This is a genomic window from Bacillus cereus group sp. BfR-BA-01453 (assembly GCF_022662915.1).
In the GTDB taxonomy this organism is placed as follows: Bacteria; Bacillota; Bacilli; order Bacillales; family Bacillaceae_G; genus Bacillus_A; species Bacillus_A paranthracis.
The window spans coordinates 86,113-104,081 of sequence record NZ_JAKUEN010000005.1 but is presented as its reverse complement, the minus strand read 5'-3'; the positions used below and the strand labels follow the sequence as shown (position 1 = coordinate 104,081).

Below are 17,969 nucleotides of genomic sequence, written 5' to 3'. Positions count from 1 at the left end.
AAGATGAAATCTTTACTTCCCGCAATTAGATGGATCATACTATTTCCCACTAAATAGATTAGCAAACGATAATAAAATTAGGAGGATTACGATGCACCAGCTTGATTCATTACATCCCATTATAGAAAAAATAATTAACAATATTGAAAAGTTAATGGTCGGAAAACGAAAAGAAACGATCTTAGCTTTGACAGCGCTCTTAGCTGAAGGTCATGTACTATTAGAAGATGTGCCTGGCGTTGGGAAGACAATGTTAGTACGTGCACTTTCTAAATCAATTGATGCTGATTACAAGCGCATTCAATTTACACCTGATTTACTGCCGTCAGATGTTACAGGTGTTTCTATTTACAATCCGAAAGAGCTCCAATTCGAGTTCAAGCCTGGACCAATCATGGGGAATTTTATACTTGCTGATGAAATTAATCGTACATCTCCCAAAACACAATCTGCCTTACTTGAAAGTATGGAAGAAGGCAATATTACAATAGATGGCATGACAAGACCGTTACCAAAACCGTTCTTTGTAATGGCTACACAAAATCCGGTCGAATATGAGGGAACATATCCTTTACCAGAAGCACAGCTCGATCGTTTCTTGTTGAAACTAGGAATGGGATATCCTACACCAGAAGAAGAATTTGAAATTTTAAATCGGATGGAAAAAACGAATCCTCTCTCCCATTTACAAGCTATTACAACAATAGAAGAATTACTTTATTTACAACAATGCGTACGGGAAATAAGCATGGACAAAGCAATCAAGCATTACATTGTAAAGCTTGTTAGTCAGACTCGTTCTTATAGTTCTATACAACTAGGTGCAAGTCCGCGTGGCTCGATTGCTTTAATGAAAGCTTCACAAGCTTATGCATTCATCCATGGCAGAAATTATGTTATTCCAGACGATGTTAAATTTTTAGCTCCTTACGTGTTAGCGCACAGACTCATTCTAAAAATGGAAGCAAAATTTGAAGGAATTACAGGAGAACAAATTATCGCAAAAATCGTTGCGCGAACTACCGTGCCGACTCAAAGGAAGATGAACCTTTGATGAAACGAATACTACGATCAATCTATCATTTTACTAAGTTATTACTCATTCCTTTATGTCTAGTCCTAACATTTGTATACGCTATGCTTCAAGGAGGATTTGTAAGTTGGTTTTTATTTTACAGTATGATTCCTATTGGCCTTTATTCACTATTACTCCCCTTCTATGCTTTGCGGAACGCTGAAGTAAAACGAATAACAAATCAAGACGAATATGCAGCAGGAGAACCTTTTTTAAGCACCATTACAATAAAAAGAAGTTTTCCTTTCCCCTTGCTTTACTTAATTATAGAAGATGAACTACCATCACAATTTACAAATTGTAAACAAACGAAGATGAATAAAGTAATACTCTTTCCAGGATTGAAACGAAATATTTCGTTTCAATATGCAATCGACACAATCCCTAGAGGAGAGCATACTTTTTCAAGCGTACGTGTCAAAACTGGCGATCTATTCGGTATGATGGAGAAAGAAGTAATTTTTTCAGTTCCAGATACATTTTTAGTCTACCCTCAGTATGTAGATATAACGTATCGACAAATGGAAAATCATTTCGAACAAGGAGCACTTTCAGCAAATATAAATTTAGTAAAAGACTCTACCATTTCTGTCGGTGTGAGAGACTATAAACCTGGTGACCGCTTTTCATGGATTGATTGGAAAGCAACTGCACGAACAAACAACATTATGACGAAAGAGTTTGAACAACAGCGCAGCCATAATATTATGATATTTATGGACAGAACCCCATCCCCTCTATTCGAATCAGTCGTCACATTTACTGCCTCTATTGTCAGATCTGTTTTGAAGCAAAATTCACCGGCGTCATTCGTATCTACCGGAAAAGAACGAACTTTTTTCCCTTTAGACAATGGAGATAGTCAGTTACATCAAATCTTTTGTCATTTAGCAAAAGTACAAGCGGACAGTGTATTCCCGCTCTCCCGAAGTGTAGAAATGGAATTAAGAAAAGTTTATGAACCCGTAACAATTATACTCGTGACAAGTGATCTTTCTCCCGATATTCAAAAGGCAGCTGACTATGCTGCTATAAAAAATAGAAAATTAATGGTGTTTGTCGTAAAAGAAAAAGCAAATCAACTATCACATCGCGAACTTAGTATTCTAGAAACTCTACAAAAACGAAAAATATTTGTAAATGTAGTTTATGGAAACCAGTATACAAACGTGTTTTTTGAGGTGAGCAAATGATAACATTACAGACAAAAAAACAATGGGATATGACTAGATTTTTCATGCATGTATGCGCATTTCTACTTTTACTAGAATGGCTAAGCCCCCTTATAGGTATTACAAATGTAGGTAGATTAGATATTTTTGTAATATTTATAGGGATTTGCTTCACTCTCTCTTTTTTTCAAACAAAGTGGCAGATTCCAATAAAGATCATCACGATTTTATTCATCATTCATTTCCTATATTATAAAAATGCTTTTATTAATCCATCTTGGCTAACGAAACTTTTTTATGATATTTCTCGAAATTCTTCCCTGTTATTCCAGGGAAATTTGCTAGATATCTCTCCTGTTTTTCCAACACTTTTATTTTTTTTATCATTTTGGTTTTTGAGTTCTTTCATCTCTTTTTGGATGATTCATAAAAAGCGTGGATTGTTATTTCTTATATTGACTATTATTTATATCACCGCTTTTCATAACTTACATGTATACAATGCAAACCACGCTATTATTCGTACCGTTGTCATCGGCTTTTTTATGCTTAGTCTTATCCGCATAGAACGTATAAAAGAGAGTGAACACTTACAAAATTATGCTAGAGAAATCTCAAAATTACTTAAACCTCTTTCAGTATTTATTGTATTGTCAGCAACCATCGCATACTTCGCTCCAAAATTTGGTCCTCAATGGCCAAACCCAATGGATTTTTTACAATTCAACACATCCGAAGCAAGTAAACAGCAAGAAGTTTCTAAAATTGGGTATGGTTTAGATGACTCACGATTAGGTGGCCCTTTTAAAGCAGATCCTACAATTGTTTTTACAGCAGCAACGCAAAACAAACAATATTGGAGAGTAGAAACGAAAGATTTTTATACCGGAAAAGGTTGGGAAGTTTCTGAAAATCAAAAGAAGGTTACTTTTAAAAATAAAAACGACGTCGTGAGTTGGTACGAACAAAATACAAAAACAGAGACAACTAAGGCAACAATCACCATGCGAAAAAGTTATCCGCACCTTACCTATCCAGCAGGATTAATATCAGTTGAGGCTTCTTCTGATATATCATACAGCGTTGACACATTTTCAGAAAAAATCTATACGATGGACGGAGACTCTTCCACTACTTTACATTCCTATAAAGTAACATATGAGGTCCCGGAGTTTTCCATAGAAAACTTGAAAGCTGTAAAAACGAATGAAGGTCAAGAATCAAATCCTTATTTCATGACAAAGTACACGCAACTTCCTGAATCATTACCACAGCGAGTAAGAGACTTAGCTAGTAGTCTAACAAAGGATAAAGACACCCGATACGATAAAGTATTAGCTATTGAAAACTATTTCACCGACCATTCTTTTATATATGAAACAACGAATGTCTCATTCCCTGCCCAAAACCAAGATTATGTAGATCAATTCCTTTTCGATACAAAAAGTGGCTACTGTAATAATTTCTCGACATCTATGATCGTGTTACTTCGTTCTGCTGGAATTCCCGCTCGCTGGGTAAAAGGTTATACAGAAGGAACTCTTGATAATACGCTTGTGGGTGCTGAAGGTGAGGATGTTTATAAAATCGCGAACGATAACGCACACTCTTGGGTCGAAGTATACTTCCCTGGATACGGATGGATTCCATTTGAACCGACAAAAGGATTTACGAATCCCTATAATTTTATAAATAATACTCCTGCTCCTACTTTACAAAATAAAGAAGTATATAATTCTAATAACGAACCAATACAACAACGAAACAATGAAGCAAAGCTCAAAAGTTTAATAGAAGATACAGAAGAAGCTTCTACTAAAAAGATTCCAAATTCTAAAAATGGATTTTCTTGGTGGTACGTATTCCTCTCTACAATACCGATTAGTATTATAGGATACATTCTATTCATCACTAGAATGAAATGGATTACGTTTTTTATCATTCATTTCTATAAATATCGAAAAGATGATGCCGTTTATACAAAAGCTTACGATTCTCTCCTAAAACAATTTGCGCGAATTGGTATACGACGAGACGAGAGTCAAACATTCCGAGAATATGCTCTCCATGTTGATACACTTTACAACTCGGCCGATATGCAACAACTTACTTTCAGTTATGAGAATGCTATGTATCAAAAAGGACAAGCCGCAGCAGAATGGAAAAAATCCGTACACTTATGGGAAGTGCTTATGAAAAAAGCTGCTTCTCCACCTAAATCAAATGACTTCCATTCAGCGATTTAATATTGACAATGTGAATGTAAATAAAATGCCTCAAAGAACAAAATAGTTCTTTGAGGCATTTTTTAATAAAGTGAAACTCCTAGTTATTCGCCAAGTACCTTCTCAATCTCAACCTCTAAATCCACCGGCTTCGTTTGCGGTGCAAAACGCCCTACTACTTTTCCGTCTTTTCCAATTAGAAATTTTGTAAAGTTCCATTTTACTGCTTTCATACCGAGTAAACCTGGTGCTTGTTCTGTCATGTATGTATACAGAGGATGAGCCTTATCGCCTTTCACATCAATCTTTGCAAACATCGGGAAGTTTACACCGTAGTTTAACTCACAAAAACTAGTAATATCTGCTTCTGTACCTGGTTCTTGTCCTCCGAATTGGTTACATGGGAAACCGAGTATTTCTAGCCCTTGTTCTTTATATTTATCATATACTTCTTGTAATCCTTTATATTGCGGTGTAAACCCGCATTTACTAGCTACATTTACAATAAGAAGTACTTTTCCCTCGTAATCTTTTAACGATTTTTCTTCACCTGTTATTGTTTTAGCTGAAAAATCATAAACTGTCATTGTCTTTGCCCCTCTCTTCACTATCATTCTATGTTTATACTATACTACATTCGTGAATTTACAGCTCTTATTACGTATTTTCTCCCCACGATTGTAAACGCTTTATTTCTGTTCGAAAATTCGACACAAATTACTAGACTTTTATGATGGAAAGTTTTACAATTAAATTGTGAACAAAATGTGACAGTTTATATTCTATTATTATAGAAAAGGATGGTGTTCAATATGAAAACTGCACAACATGAAACGATTTCAAATCGCGAGTTTTATTTCGTACTATATATGATGTTATTGTATGTGATTGGCTGGGTAATTGATGTAAATGGTTTATTTTTAAGCTCCTACTTTAATTTAGCGGGAGAGATTATGCTTCCATTAGTTGGCGGCATTGTTGGACTATTCATTATGTCTATTAATAAACAACAAAGAAAATAAGAACATTACCAAAAGGCAGAAGACGAAACTTTCGTTTTCTGCCTTTTTGTATTTTTAGCGTATAATAGTTACATACCGTATATAAGGAGTGGTAAAGATGAAAAAAGTAGAACAATTATCTTCTCACCTATATCTGATTGATGATTTTGATTTACAACATAATGAACGAACTGGTACGTACGTTTTATTAGGTGATGATATTACTTTAATTGAAACTTGTGCAGCCCCTTCTCTTCCGTATATTTTAGACGGCTTACAACAATTACATATTGATTTAAACGAAGTTAAAAACATTATCGTTACACATGTTCATTTAGATCACGCCGGTGCTGCTGGTTTAATGATGGAAAAATGCCCAAATGCTACTTTATATGTGCATTCTCGCGGTGCTCGTCATATGATTGACCCAACAAAACTCATTTTAGGTGCAAAAGCTGTGTACAAAGAAGATTTCGATAAACTTTTTGATCCAATTCTTCCAATTGAAGAAGAACGTGTTCATATTGTACAACATGGTGATACGTTACAAATTGCAGAAGACCGCATCCTTACATTTTATGATACACCGGGACATGCAAAGCACCATATTAGCATTCACGATTCATTAACAAACGGTATTTTTACTGGCGATACAATCGGCATTTATTATAGAGAACTCGCAGACGTCGGTGTAGAACTATATTTACCATCAACATCCCCTTCACAATTCCAACCCGATGCGATGATTGCTTCTAAAAATCACATTCAAAGTATGAATGTAGATACTATTTATTTCGGTCATTACGGTGCATCATCCAATGTTACAGAAGTATATAAGCAACTAGAACATTGGTTACCTATTTTCGTTCATACTGGAAAAGAGGTCTTTGAAAAATATTATGATTTCGATGAGGCTACTAAAGCTTTGCAAACTGTATTAATGGATAAGGTCTCTTCTCACCTTACAAAGTTAAACGTTCCATCAGATCATTCCGTTTATAACATTTTACATCTAGATATAGAAATTAGTGCGATGGGCATTATAGATTATTTCACGAAGCAAGAAAAAGCAAACACCACTATTAAATAGCCGTAAAAGAAGAGATATACAACAGTAGTTATTGTATATCTCTTCTTTTTTTGAATATATTTTGAGTAAAGGATGGTGGAATATAATGCAAAAAGTGATGCTATACCTCTGCTTTACATTATTTATCGTCTTATTATTATTTGTCGGAGTGAAAATTCAATTTTATTTAGATACAGACGCACAAGTACACTTTAAAGTTTATCCAAGATTATTCTACTTTACACTCTTCCCTCTTATAGTCGGCATTTTATTACGATTCCTTCAATCTATTAATCGTGAAACAAGTAAACAAAACTGGCGCTTTCAACCGGATAAATTTATCGCCATTACTGTGCCTACACTATTCATTTCCTTTTCTCCAGCTCTACTCTTTTCACCGCTTGGTGCGTACTTACCTTATTTAGCTAATATTATTCTTATCAATACAACTTTTGTTACGATAATTAGCTTAATAGCTGGTTATTCCCTTTTAGATTGTTTTATACAAAAAGATACTGCAAATAGCAAAAATGAAGGATAATTCTACTCTACCTTATTTTTTTGTATCTATCCTAAAATATATAATAGGAAATTTAGACAAATGCCCACCATATAATAAATACAAGGCGTTCTAATTACTATATAAGGAGGGAATTACAATGACTTATGGTTACAATGATTATTATCGACAACAATCAGGAGTCCACCCTGTTTTAGACCAAATTTTAAATGGGTGGAGTGGAGATCAAAAAAAAACAGTTTATACCTTAATTAATAAATACGGTTTACCGAGTGAAGCAAGCACTAGACAGATTATTTGGCACAATAATGGTCCATGGAAGCGCACAGTTGTTCATCTTGATACCGTTCCTCATAATTTTCCAACACCTCATTTGGACTATTTAGCACAAACAATTGACTTTAAAGTACCTGTACAATTTTTAGATGAATTAGCGAAATTTGATGGTAGTTTATATTTAGATCGCACTGCTGGTGAAGCCACTGCTAAATGCGACCTAGAAGCTGCTAACTTTATGGCTTTAAACTTAATGTATGATATTGTTACAGGGAAACGTAGTGCAGAGGATGCTCGCCGTTTTGCCGTTGAAATTGAAAAACAACTACGATTACACGGACAATCATCTCCATATTTTGAAAGACTATTATTTCCACAACAAAGTCATACCGCCGATCCAGATATATCTTATTTTTAAAAAACATATAAAAGTGTTATCTCACTTACTTCTCCCAAAACACATGCAATCATTTTATTTTTCAACTAAACGAGGAGAACCTGATTTTTTCACAAGTTCTCCCTTTTTACTTATCTCACCTTTTCGTCTACATACTCCATAATCTGCTCTGCTTTCATAAATCTTTCTTTATATGCCTCAGGTACTTCTTCTAGTTTTATTGCACCGGTTGATTTTGTCTTCACTCGTACGATTTCATGTGTCATTAAAGCTTCCATATAGCGATCAAACTCTTCTTGCGTTAATACTTCTCTACTTGATTTATGACCATTTAATTTATCAAAGTATGGTTGAAGGCCCATACTTACCTTTTTCATTTCTTCTCTTTTTGCTGGCGATAATGCATCATAATCAATATTGCCGTTCGAATCTCCGTACGCAAGCTTTGCATTTGTTAATTTCTTTAGTTCTTTTGTAAACATTTCATATTCTTTTGTACCCATTTCATCTTTCGCTTGTGATAACTTTGCACTAAAACGCATGTACGCCTCTAATGTCATCGTTCCAGCGTGTTTTTTTAGGTTTTCAAAAGACCCGTATATACCATCTGCCATAATAGATTGATACGCAAAACCAGTCGTCGGAATTAAAAAAGCCGCCGCAAGTACTCCTGCGATAAGGCGTTTCCTCCTCTTACGCCCCCCTTGATTCATTTTTATTTGAACGATTACTTTTCCTTTTAACTCCGGTGGGGCAACAATCCCCTTCGCTTCTTCTCGTATAGATTCTCGAACTCTACAATCTAAACTCATTTCACATTCCCTACCTCTCCTAAAAAGATTTCTTCTACTTGCTCTTTTTGACGTAGTTTCTTTAATGCTGCGTGAATTCTAGATTTCACAGTACCAATTGGAATATGTAATATTTGTGCTACTTCTTCTTGAGAGTAATCATGTAAGTATCTTAAAATAATAACTTGTTTCAATTTATACGGTAATCTATGAATAAGTTCGATTAATTTTTGGTTTGATATTTTACTTATAAGATCGTTAGAAAAATCAATTTGTACCGGTTTTCTTTGCTCTTCTGCTTTTTTTATAATTCGTAGTCGCATCCACCTCTTTCTTCTATAAGAATGAATTTGTTTAATTGCAAGTCCAATTAGCCAAGGACGAAATGGCTTCTCGCTATCATACTTACGAAGCGATTCATATAGCTGTATGTATATTTCTTGAACGACATCATCTACATCCGTTTTATCATCTATTAAAAAATGTGCTGTCTTATATACTTCGTGAATCGTTACATCATATAATTCGCTATACGCTTCTTTATTTCCTGATAAAGTTAATTGGATCAAATCTGTATACACTGTTTCATCCTTCATATACCACCCCTCCTTTGTCTTACACTTTATATTGGCAAGTAATCTATATTTCGTTCGATTTTTTCAAAAGTTTTTTATATAAATTAATATAATGATTCAATGCGTTCATAAGCTTCACTTATAACCTTGCATAACAATTATATAATTTTCCAATTTCTAATGAAGACTTAAAATGATTTATATAGTCAAATTTAGGGGGATATATGATGAAAGCTATCGTTGTAACGTCGTTCGGTAGTCCTGAAGTGATGAAATATACAGATGTGGATATTCCAGCTATTTCAAAAGATCAAGTTTTAATTCGTGTTGTTGCTACGAGTGTTAATTTTGCTGACATTAAATCACGTTATGGCAAAAAAGGAAATAAAGCACTACCTTTTATTCCAGGGATAGATGCCGCTGGTATTGTAGAACGTGTCGGCTCTCATGTGAAAAATATTCACCCTGGCCAACGTGTCATTGCTTTTCCTCAAAATGGATCTTACGCAGAATACGTTGTTGCAAATGAAAACCTTACTTTTGTTTTACCTGATGAAGTCGATTTTCAAACTGCAGCTGCTTGTCCGATTGTATCTTTTACAAGCTATAATTTACTCGCAAATGTTGCAAGGCTTCAACAAGGCGAATCAGTACTCATTCATGCGGCTGCTGGCGGAATTGGCACTACTGCTATTCAACTTGCAAAACTATTAGGGGCGGGAAAAGTTATCGGTACTGTCGGAAGTGAAGCAAAAAAAGAAATTGCTTTAGATGCTGGGGCTGATTATGTATTTTGTCATCAGGATGAAGATTTTGTAGAGAAAGTCAATGAGCTAACATATGGAGAAGGAGTGAATATCATTTTGGACTCTATTTCTGGAACGGTTTCGGAAAGAAGTTTAAAATGTCTTGCTTATTACGGCCGCCTCATTCATTTCGGTAATGCAAGTGGTGAAATTGGCAATTTCCAAACGAAAGATTTACATGCAAGTTGCCGCTCTATACTCGGTTTTAGCTTTGGAACTACACGAAAAAAACGTCCTGAACTACTCCAAGAAACTGCAAATGAAGTTTTCCGTTATTTGCGTAACGGACGTTTGCAAATCAAGGCTACGAAATCTTTTCCACTTCAAGATGCAGGGAAAGCACATGAATGGGTCGAAAGTAGAAAAAGTACAGGGAAAGTCATACTAACTGTCCAGTCCTCTTCCTGAAATGAATACTTGAAATCGAGGTGTCATTTATGGGATCACGAATTATGCATGCTATTATCGCTAACAGGATTGCCGAAAAATTATCTATTCAAGATAAAACTTCTTTCATACTGGGAGGTGTAGCCCCTGATGCGGTTCATTCAGCAGAAGAAAAAGGAACTTCACACTTTTACGCTGGCACAACGAAAAACTATACGAGAAGGATAGCTTTTAATTCTTTTTTTCAAAAATATAAAGCTCAAATGGATTCCCCTTTTCTCTTAGGCTATTACACTCACCTCATTGCTGATGATAATTGGCTAAGCGGCTTTTTTCTTCCTTGGTTAAAAAATAGAATAGAAAATGATGAAACGATCGCACCTATGTACTATAACGATTTTAAATTGTTAAATGCAAAGTTGCTTCATCATTACGATAAAGAACAACAGCTTTTCTCTCTTCTCAATCAAGAGGCTCACATTGTCGATATTGAAGAGGTTTCTAAAGAAAATGTTTTAGAATTTCGAAAGTATCTTTTTGAAGATATGTTGTATCCCGAGCAACATTTGCATGAAGACTTACAGGTGTTTACGTTTAATCAAATTGTCGGTTATATGGAAACCGCTATTGAAAAAGGAACATTTTTTATTAAACAACTCTCTCATGATAAATTCATTTCAAAGATTTAATCCCCCTCAATATGTTTGAGGGGGATTTTCACATAACAATATTATTATTGGTTCTTTTCCATAACCGCAAAATAATTCCCTTCACTATCAGCAAAGTTAAATACTTTACCAGAAGGCATAGTTACCATTTCGCCAACAGTAACATTTTTATTTGTTAAATCTGTATATAATTGATCAAGATTTTCTGAGAAGAACATTAAAGATGGTGTACCAAGATTCAATTCTGGGCTCATTTTAGAAATCACTTCTTTATTATGTAGTATAATGCTCGTTTCAGCACCGTTAGTCGGAGCGATTTCAATCCATCTCATTCCTTGTTTGTTATCTTCCTCTGCTACTACATGAAACCCTACCTTTTCCGTCCAAAAATTGACTGCCTCATCTTGATTGTTTACATACAGCATAATTTGTCCGACCTTATGAATCATTTCATTTCCCCCTAATGTTTTTTATATTCTAAGTAGGTTTCTACATGTACTATCATTATTCCTTTTGAGTTGGTATGTACTTCTTTGCAAAATTTATCGACTGACTCATCCCATCCAGTTCATCAAAATAATCATTTCTTTCAATCATGTTATATCCTTCGAATCCAATTTCATCTAATACTTTGAAGAATATATCGAAATCTACTTCACCATTCCCTGCTGCGACTTCAATATACTTACTTGAACTATCGCTTTTCACTTTTGTACAATCTTTAATATGAGTTTGTACTATATAATCTTTTAATAGCAATAAACCTTCTACCGGATTTTCATTTACATCACTAATTAAATTTGCTGGGTCAAAGTTAACAGCTAGTCCTTTCGAGTTTGCAGTTGCTAAAAATCGTTTTAATACTATTGCTTTTTCAGATCCCGTCTCAATGGCGAAGAATCCTCCAAATCTGAACGCTAAGTCCCCTATTTCATTACAAACACGTAGCATTTTATCATAGTGCTCACTATTTTCATCATCAGGGATTTTCCCAATATGGGCTGTTACTATGTTAGCTCCTAACCTTAACCCTTTATCAGTAATATATTTAAAACTCTCTATTGCACATTCAGCTTCAGTTCCTATTATTCCATTTTCTCCGAAGCTAATTGCTAATGACGGGACTTGAATCTCATTAAAAGATAAGTTTTCTTTTAATGTATTCCATTGTACCTTTGAAATGTTAGCTAAGTTGAAAGGCGGATTCATAGCATATAATTGAATATATTCTAACCCCCATTCTCTCGCCTTCTTTATTCCTTCGTTTACTTCAATATGTTTCGTATTTAAAAACATTCCTAATTTCCTATCCATATGTGTACCTTCTTTTTATTATTTCGCATCAGTTTAATATTCGACTTTTTTTATATTATTTCCTCGTATAAACGAAATAAATAAACTATCCTTTTTTCGATACTCCCAGTAGAAGCATATATATGATAGGCACATAAAAAAACACTAATACAATTCCCTTTATCACTTGATTACAAACAAAAAGACGTAACTACAAATAGTTACGCCTTCCACATTATTTATCTAGGCTTTTTCTTCCCAGTAAATGCTGGTTTCTTTTTCTTTGGTGCTTTCGGTTTTGTTTCTACAAATGATCCTTTGAACATTTCTTGCTTCGTAAATACGATACCTAGTTTTTTCGCAAATTGTAGTAATTTACGCTCTTCTTGCGGTGTTACAAGAGATACAACAGTTCCTTCTTTACCCATACGTCCAGTACGTCCTGAGCGGTGAATATATTGGTCTACTGTGTCTGGTAATTCTAAGTGAATTACATGTGTTAAATCGTCAATATCGATACCGCGTGCTGCAATATCAGTAGCAAGTAAAATTTCTAATTTCCCGCCGCGGAATGCACGCATTGTTGCTTCACGCTCTTGTTTACTTGCTTCTGCATGAAGAGCTGCTGCTTTCATTTTACGGAATTTCAATTTCTCAGTAATTTCATCTAAACGGAATGGGTCGTTTAAGAAAGCAACTGCTTTTACATCGCCCATATGCATAATTCTTCTTACATAATCATTTTTCTCACGTCGCTCACAAATGATATACGTATGCTCAACTAAGCTTTTTGACTCTGCACGTGTTACACGTACTAATTGTGGCTCAACTGCTAAATCACGCGCCGCATCTTCTGCTGCTTTTGTCATTGTCGCTGAGAAGAATACTAATTGACGATCACGCATCGTAGATTTAATTACATCTTGCACAGCGCCCATCATCTTTTGTTTTACAATTTGATCAAACTCATCAAATACAATTGTTTTCACTTCATGCATTTTTAGCTTTTTCATACGAATTAATTCTAAAATACGACCTGGTGAACCGACAATTACTCTTGGGTGTTTCTTTAATTTTTCTACTTGGCGCTTAATATCTGCACCACCAATTAAAGATGCACCTGAAATTTCAGTTCCTGCTGTAAACTTTTGAACCTCCTCATGAATTTGCATGACAAGTTCACGTGTTGGCGCTAAAACAACAACCTGTGGCTGTTTTACTTCAGGATTGATTTTATGTAAAAGGGGTAATAAGTACGCTAATGTTTTTCCTGTTCCAGTTGGAGATTCAGCTATAACGTCTTGTCCTTCTAAAATAGTTGGAATCGCTTGTTTTTGAATTTCAGTTAACTCCTTAAAACCAGCCTTCTCCCAAGCTTGTTGTAAAAATGGTTGCATATCTTTTATCATTTGTTTTTCTCCTTTATCTCTATTTTTGAAGAAAATGTTGTATTGTTCGCACCGTTTCTATCATGTGTGAAATAACAGCTATTAAATCATCAACATGGTCTTCTGTAATCGCTTTTTGAAATAGAACCTCTACCTTATTATGATATGAAATCGCTTGCTTATTATATTCGTATGAAAGTTTTTGCGTAATCATTCTTTCTTTTCCCCATATAGAATGCATGAAAGTTTCAATTTCACCGCACACTACTTCTGGTTTTTCAATCGGGAATGAAAATGCTAACTTCATTTCGCATCCTGGTGTAAATTGTGGTACTTCTAATATTTCACCAGACAAGTTCCTTGCATCTACAGATAGTGAAAATGTTGCCTCTACTAACGGTTCGAATGGTTCTGTTAACTGAAATGAAATATGATATATACGACTTAATGAAGCAAGGTCCATCATATCTTTTCGATCTGTTACAAGAATATCTCCATGTAAATCAAAATCATATACAGCGCCTTCTACGATTACTTTTAAATTATCAAAAGCAGTTGGATCAAACATAATTCCCTCCAAAAAACAGGCGCCTTTCGATGGAAAGGCGCCACTTGATGTATATATAGTTTACAGATAAACGAGATGAATTACAACCTTTTAGAATAAACCTACTGCTTTTCCATCTTCATTTACATCCATTTGTAGTGCTGCTGGTTGTTTTGGAAGGCCTGGCATTGTTAACATTGTTCCTGTTAACGCAACGATAAAGCCTGCACCAATAGATGGTTTTAGCTCACGAATTGTAACGATAAAGTCAGATGGACGACCTAATTTCGTTGCATCGTCAGAAAGAGAGTATTGTGTTTTCGCCATACAAATTGGTAGGTTACTCCAACCTTCGCCTTCATATTGAGCTAATTGCTTACGTGCTTTCGGAGCAAATTCAATGTCTTTTGCGCCGTACACTTTTTGAGCAATTGTACGAATTTTCTCTTCTAATGGTAATTCTAATTCATAAAGTGGTGCGTAGTTGTTTTCACCTTTTTCAATCTCTTTTAACACTTTTTCAGCAAGGTCAACTCCGCCTTGGCCACCTTTCTCCCAAACTTCTGTTAAGGATACCGCATAGCCACGCTCATTACACCATTCTTGTAAGTATGCAACTTCTGCATCTGTATCTGTAATGAATTTATTAATTGCAATTACGAAAGGCACACCGAAGCTTTGAATTGTTTCAACGTGCTTCTGTAAGTTCTCCATACCTTTTGCTAATGCATCTACATTTTCTTCTTTTAATTGATCTTTTGCTACGCCGCCATGCATTTTAAGCGCACGAATCGTCGCAACAATAACAACTGCTTCTGGTTTAATGCCAGCTGCACGAGCTTTAATATCTAAAAACTTCTCAGCACCTAAATCTGCACCAAATCCAGCTTCTGTAATAACATAATCACCTAATTTTGCTGCCATTGTTGTAGCGATAACACTGTTACAACCATGAGCGATATTCGCAAATGGTCCGCCGTGAATGATAGCTGGTGTATTTTCTAACGTTTGCACTAAGTTTGGCTTTAATGCATCTTTTAATAATAATGTTAACGCACCTTCTACACCTAAATCTTTAACCGTCACAGGTTGATTTGCAAAATTATAAGCAACTACGATGCGTGATAGACGCGCTTTTAAATCTTGAATATCTGTCGCAAGGCAGAATACGGCCATAATTTCAGATGCTACTGTAATATCAAAACCGTCTTCACGTGGTACACCTTGAACCGGTCCACCAAGACCAATTACTACGTTACGAAGGGCACGATCATTTAAGTCAACACAGCGTTTCCAAACGATTTTACGCGTATCAATTCCAAGTGTGTTTCCTTGTTGGATATGATTATCAATAAACGCTGCTAACGCGTTATTGGCAGTTGTGATCGCATGAATATCTCCAGTAAAGTGAAGGTTAATGTCTTCCATAGGTACAACTTGTGAAAAACCACCACCTGCTGCCCCGCCTTTTAGTCCCATCGTTGGTCCAAGAGATGGTTCGCGAAGTGCAATTACTGTTTTCTTACCAATTTTATTAAAAGCTTGACCTAAACCAACTGTTACTGTTGATTTACCTTCTCCAGCTGGAGTTGGGTTAATCGCTGTTACTAAAACAACTTTACCGTCTTTCTCATTCTGTAAGCGCTTAAAAATATCAAGAGATAACTTACCTTTATAATGCCCGTATGGCTCTAATTCATCTTCTAAAATATTTAAATCAGCTGCAATTTCTTGAATCTTTTTCATACTCGCTTCTTGTGCGATTTCAATATCGGATTTAACTGTTGTAGTAGTTGTCATATACCCTAGTCCCCCTTTAATTGGTTCTGATGATATTGTATCAGTTTTTTGTATTTTCTGCACTTATTTACCTCCTAAAAATTCTTTCATTTCTTTATGCTTTTTTAACATAAATACCCATAAGAACGTTAACGATTGTTGTAACTCTGTAGATAGTTGACCTAACATCTTCTCATTTACTCCGCGCTTATATACACCGATACCATCTACAACTTTAAAACCTTGTTCTTTTACTAACTGTTCAAATTCCCAAGGCATCATCGTATTACATACAACGTCTTTGCCGTATAAACGAGGATAACTGTTCTCTCTTGGCTTTGCTGTCGGTCCTAAAATTGCAATACATGCATACCCATCGCTTTTTAAAACACGCTTTATCTCATTTAATGCTTGTAATGGCTCCTCGGTCCATTCTAAAGAATTAATTGCCATAATTGCTTCAAATTGTTCATTTTCGAACGGTAAGGAAGAAAGATCTCCTTTTATAAAGGATAAATCTGGTCCCTCTCCGCGCTCCTTCCCTTTTTGAATCATCACTTCTGATAAATCTACTCCAACTGCTTTATAGCCCGCGCGACTTAATTTATATGTACCGTATCCATCTCCACAACCAACGTCAAGCACCTTGGCTTCTTTCTTCACGTACTGTTCAAAAAATGGAATAATCGTACTCCTACTCCCACTATCCCACATCTCCTGACTATTTTGATTCCAAAACTCTGCACTACTATCCCATTTCTTCTCTGCTGATTCATGCCAATTAAATTTCGTCATGTATTCCCCTACCTTCATGGTTTATCACTCATTTCATTCTACACCATTTTCCAAAATTCCTGTTTATCTTCATTAGGGGATGTACATGCGAACGATGGGATCTTTATTCTCCAATTTTTGCTTTACTTGGGTTTAACTCATACTCATGTTCTTCTCTTTATGAAAGATAATATAAGTACACCCAATTGAAAGAGAGGGATGTACATGCGAAGAAAGAGAAATCACCATTTTAAAAGTGGTGAAAAAAACGAAGAGTATGCAGCTGAAATATCACCAGCTGGCATTCCAATTAGACATAAGCGTAAAGAAATTGCAAATGAAATAGAAGGTACAAATACCGGTGCAATGATAGGCTATGTCGCTTTATTTCTTTCGCTTTTCTCCATTGCATTTTATCCAGTTACACTCGGTTCTCTTGCGATTTTAGTCGGCTTATTAGCTGTCAATTTTGGAGCAAGAACACTTGGATATACCGCAATTGGTTTTGGTAGTTTTTCTGTTTTATTTACTTTACTTTATCCGCTTGCTTTGTCAGCGTTTTAAAAAAAACACACCAAGTTATACTTGGTGTGTTCATTCGTGATACAACATAATATGACCGCATCCACAACAATGTTTCGCTGTAATTTCTTGAAACACTGGATAATTTTCTTCATCCCGATGCTCAATAAACACCTTTTCAAATCGATACATATTTGGTGCATATGCCCAATCTTGTTTCGTACGTGCGTATAATGTAGAAGAGAAAAACTCCTCACCGCCACAAACAATACATTCCTTTTTCATCAATACCCCTCCTATGCTTGTCTTACTTCATCTATATGAACATAAGCATAAGAAAAAGACCTTCTATTACTAGAAAGTCTTCTCTGAAACAAAAAGAAATGTACCAAACATTCCTACCCCGCTATATTCTCTCGTAACATCAGCTTCTGTTTTAAATGTTTGCTTTACAGTCATAAAGAATACACCATTTCGTGCATCTGTACTTTCAAATTTTAGTTTTTCTTTTTTACCATCTACATTTTGTGTGCATTCAAAACTACCCTCGTCACATTTCAATGCATACTTATCTTCTAGATACAATTTAAAATCTGATTCTTTCGGACAAGTGATAAGTGAAATTGCCACAAGAATAATACTTACAATACCCACAATTGTATAATATTTCTTCATTTTTACTCCTTTCAAAAGACAAGAAAACT

General features: G+C 35.2%; 21 protein-coding genes. 10 read left to right on the top strand and 11 right to left on the bottom strand.

What is annotated here, in order from left to right; translation table 11 throughout:
* Positions 1-91 precede the first annotated feature (91 nt).
* Genes MR070_RS12885 through MR070_RS12875 form a run of 3 tightly spaced genes read left to right on the top strand, consistent with a single transcriptional unit; the run spans position 92 to position 4,493 of the window.
* Positions 92-1,054, top strand: a complete 963-nt coding sequence (locus MR070_RS12885; RefSeq protein WP_139895523.1) for an AAA family ATPase — start codon at positions 92-94, stop codon at positions 1,052-1,054.
* Complete coding sequence (locus MR070_RS12880; RefSeq protein ID WP_000821919.1) at positions 1,054-2,268, top strand: DUF58 domain-containing protein; 1,215 nt, start codon at positions 1,054-1,056, stop codon at positions 2,266-2,268. The genes MR070_RS12885 and MR070_RS12880 overlap by 1 nt, the downstream gene beginning before the upstream one ends.
* Entirely contained in the window at positions 2,265-4,493 is a 2,229-nt protein-coding gene (locus MR070_RS12875; RefSeq protein WP_242261434.1) for a transglutaminase TgpA family protein, read from the top strand. The genes MR070_RS12880 and MR070_RS12875 overlap by 4 nt, the downstream gene beginning before the upstream one ends.
* Before the next feature lie 83 nt (positions 4,494-4,576).
* Here the strand turns inward: MR070_RS12875 and bsaA are convergent, their stop codons facing one another.
* Positions 4,577-5,059: a glutathione peroxidase gene (gene bsaA / locus MR070_RS12870; RefSeq protein WP_000219438.1), complete on the bottom strand. Its 483-nt coding sequence runs from the start codon at positions 5,057-5,059 to the stop codon at positions 4,577-4,579.
* 225 nt (positions 5,060-5,284) lie between these two features.
* On the opposite strand from bsaA, the gene MR070_RS12865 reads away from it, so the two are divergent.
* The 4 genes from MR070_RS12865 to MR070_RS12850 all read left to right on the top strand — a co-directional run bounded on the left by MR070_RS12865 (position 5,285) and on the right by MR070_RS12850 (position 7,756).
* Positions 5,285-5,494: a DUF3925 family protein gene (locus MR070_RS12865; RefSeq protein ID WP_000844975.1), complete on the top strand. Its 210-nt coding sequence runs from the start codon at positions 5,285-5,287 to the stop codon at positions 5,492-5,494.
* A gap of 97 nt (positions 5,495-5,591) precedes the next feature.
* Positions 5,592-6,563: an MBL fold metallo-hydrolase gene (locus MR070_RS12860; RefSeq protein ID WP_070805869.1), complete on the top strand. Its 972-nt coding sequence runs from the start codon at positions 5,592-5,594 to the stop codon at positions 6,561-6,563.
* Positions 6,564-6,648: 85 nt separating this feature from the next.
* Positions 6,649-7,083, top strand: coding sequence for a hypothetical protein (locus MR070_RS12855; protein ID WP_001174527.1), 435 nt, complete (start codon positions 6,649-6,651; stop codon positions 7,081-7,083).
* Between the two features lie 118 nt (positions 7,084-7,201).
* Positions 7,202-7,756, top strand: coding sequence for a hypothetical protein (locus MR070_RS12850; protein WP_242261433.1), 555 nt, complete (start codon positions 7,202-7,204; stop codon positions 7,754-7,756).
* 110 nt (positions 7,757-7,866) lie between these two features.
* Here the strand turns inward: MR070_RS12850 and MR070_RS12845 are convergent, their stop codons facing one another.
* Together MR070_RS12845 and MR070_RS12840 are read right to left on the bottom strand one after the other, a co-directional pair.
* Entirely contained in the window at positions 7,867-8,547 is a 681-nt protein-coding gene (locus MR070_RS12845) for a DUF3600 domain-containing protein (protein WP_000050706.1), read from the bottom strand.
* Positions 8,544-9,122: a sigma-70 family RNA polymerase sigma factor gene (locus tag MR070_RS12840; RefSeq protein WP_242261432.1), complete on the bottom strand. Its 579-nt coding sequence runs from the start codon at positions 9,120-9,122 to the stop codon at positions 8,544-8,546. Before MR070_RS12840 ends, MR070_RS12845 begins: the two co-directional genes overlap by 4 nt.
* A 206-nt stretch (positions 9,123-9,328) precedes the next feature.
* Here MR070_RS12840 and MR070_RS12835 point away from each other — a divergent pair, with 206 nt between their 5' ends.
* Both MR070_RS12835 and MR070_RS12830 read left to right on the top strand, forming a co-directional pair.
* Complete coding sequence (locus MR070_RS12835) at positions 9,329-10,315, top strand: quinone oxidoreductase family protein (protein WP_139895528.1); 987 nt, start codon at positions 9,329-9,331, stop codon at positions 10,313-10,315.
* 29 nt (positions 10,316-10,344) lie between these two features.
* Positions 10,345-10,983: a zinc dependent phospholipase C family protein gene (locus tag MR070_RS12830; protein ID WP_242261431.1), complete on the top strand. Its 639-nt coding sequence runs from the start codon at positions 10,345-10,347 to the stop codon at positions 10,981-10,983.
* A gap of 44 nt (positions 10,984-11,027) precedes the next feature.
* Here MR070_RS12830 and MR070_RS12825 read toward each other — a convergent pair whose 3' ends face one another.
* The 6 genes from MR070_RS12825 to MR070_RS12800 form a co-directional block, all read right to left on the bottom strand.
* Positions 11,028-11,411, bottom strand: coding sequence for a VOC family protein (locus tag MR070_RS12825; protein ID WP_000581478.1), 384 nt, complete (start codon positions 11,409-11,411; stop codon positions 11,028-11,030).
* 55 nt (positions 11,412-11,466) lie between these two features.
* Positions 11,467-12,276 carry a sugar phosphate isomerase/epimerase family protein gene (locus MR070_RS12820; RefSeq protein ID WP_138322110.1) on the bottom strand — a complete coding sequence of 270 codons (810 nt, stop codon included), beginning with the start codon at positions 12,274-12,276 and terminating at the stop codon, positions 11,467-11,469.
* A gap of 218 nt (positions 12,277-12,494) precedes the next feature.
* Entirely contained in the window at positions 12,495-13,664 is a 1,170-nt protein-coding gene (locus tag MR070_RS12815) for a DEAD/DEAH box helicase (protein WP_000588613.1), read from the bottom strand.
* Positions 13,665-13,683: 19 nt separating this feature from the next.
* Complete coding sequence (locus tag MR070_RS12810) at positions 13,684-14,211, bottom strand: hypothetical protein (RefSeq protein ID WP_070805862.1); 528 nt, start codon at positions 14,209-14,211, stop codon at positions 13,684-13,686.
* A 90-nt stretch (positions 14,212-14,301) separates the two neighbouring features.
* Positions 14,302-15,990 carry a formate--tetrahydrofolate ligase gene (locus MR070_RS12805; protein WP_001985392.1) on the bottom strand — a complete coding sequence of 563 codons (1,689 nt, stop codon included), beginning with the start codon at positions 15,988-15,990 and terminating at the stop codon, positions 14,302-14,304.
* A gap of 63 nt (positions 15,991-16,053) precedes the next feature.
* Positions 16,054-16,782: a class I SAM-dependent methyltransferase gene (locus tag MR070_RS12800; protein ID WP_242261430.1), complete on the bottom strand. Its 729-nt coding sequence runs from the start codon at positions 16,780-16,782 to the stop codon at positions 16,054-16,056.
* A 186-nt stretch (positions 16,783-16,968) separates the two neighbouring features.
* On the opposite strand from MR070_RS12800, the gene MR070_RS12795 reads away from it, so the two are divergent.
* Complete coding sequence (locus MR070_RS12795; RefSeq protein ID WP_001253199.1) at positions 16,969-17,307, top strand: hypothetical protein; 339 nt, start codon at positions 16,969-16,971, stop codon at positions 17,305-17,307.
* 30 nt (positions 17,308-17,337) lie between these two features.
* On the opposite strand, the gene MR070_RS12790 is transcribed toward MR070_RS12795, so the two are convergent.
* The gene (locus MR070_RS12790; RefSeq protein WP_000711202.1) at positions 17,338-17,550 is read right to left on the bottom strand and encodes a hypothetical protein; all 213 of its coding nucleotides are present in this window, start codon (positions 17,548-17,550) and stop codon (positions 17,338-17,340) included.
* 69 nt (positions 17,551-17,619) lie between these two features.
* The gene (locus MR070_RS12785) at positions 17,620-17,940 is read right to left on the bottom strand and encodes a hypothetical protein (protein ID WP_000761188.1); all 321 of its coding nucleotides are present in this window, start codon (positions 17,938-17,940) and stop codon (positions 17,620-17,622) included.
* Between the last annotated feature and the right edge of the window lie 29 nt (positions 17,941-17,969).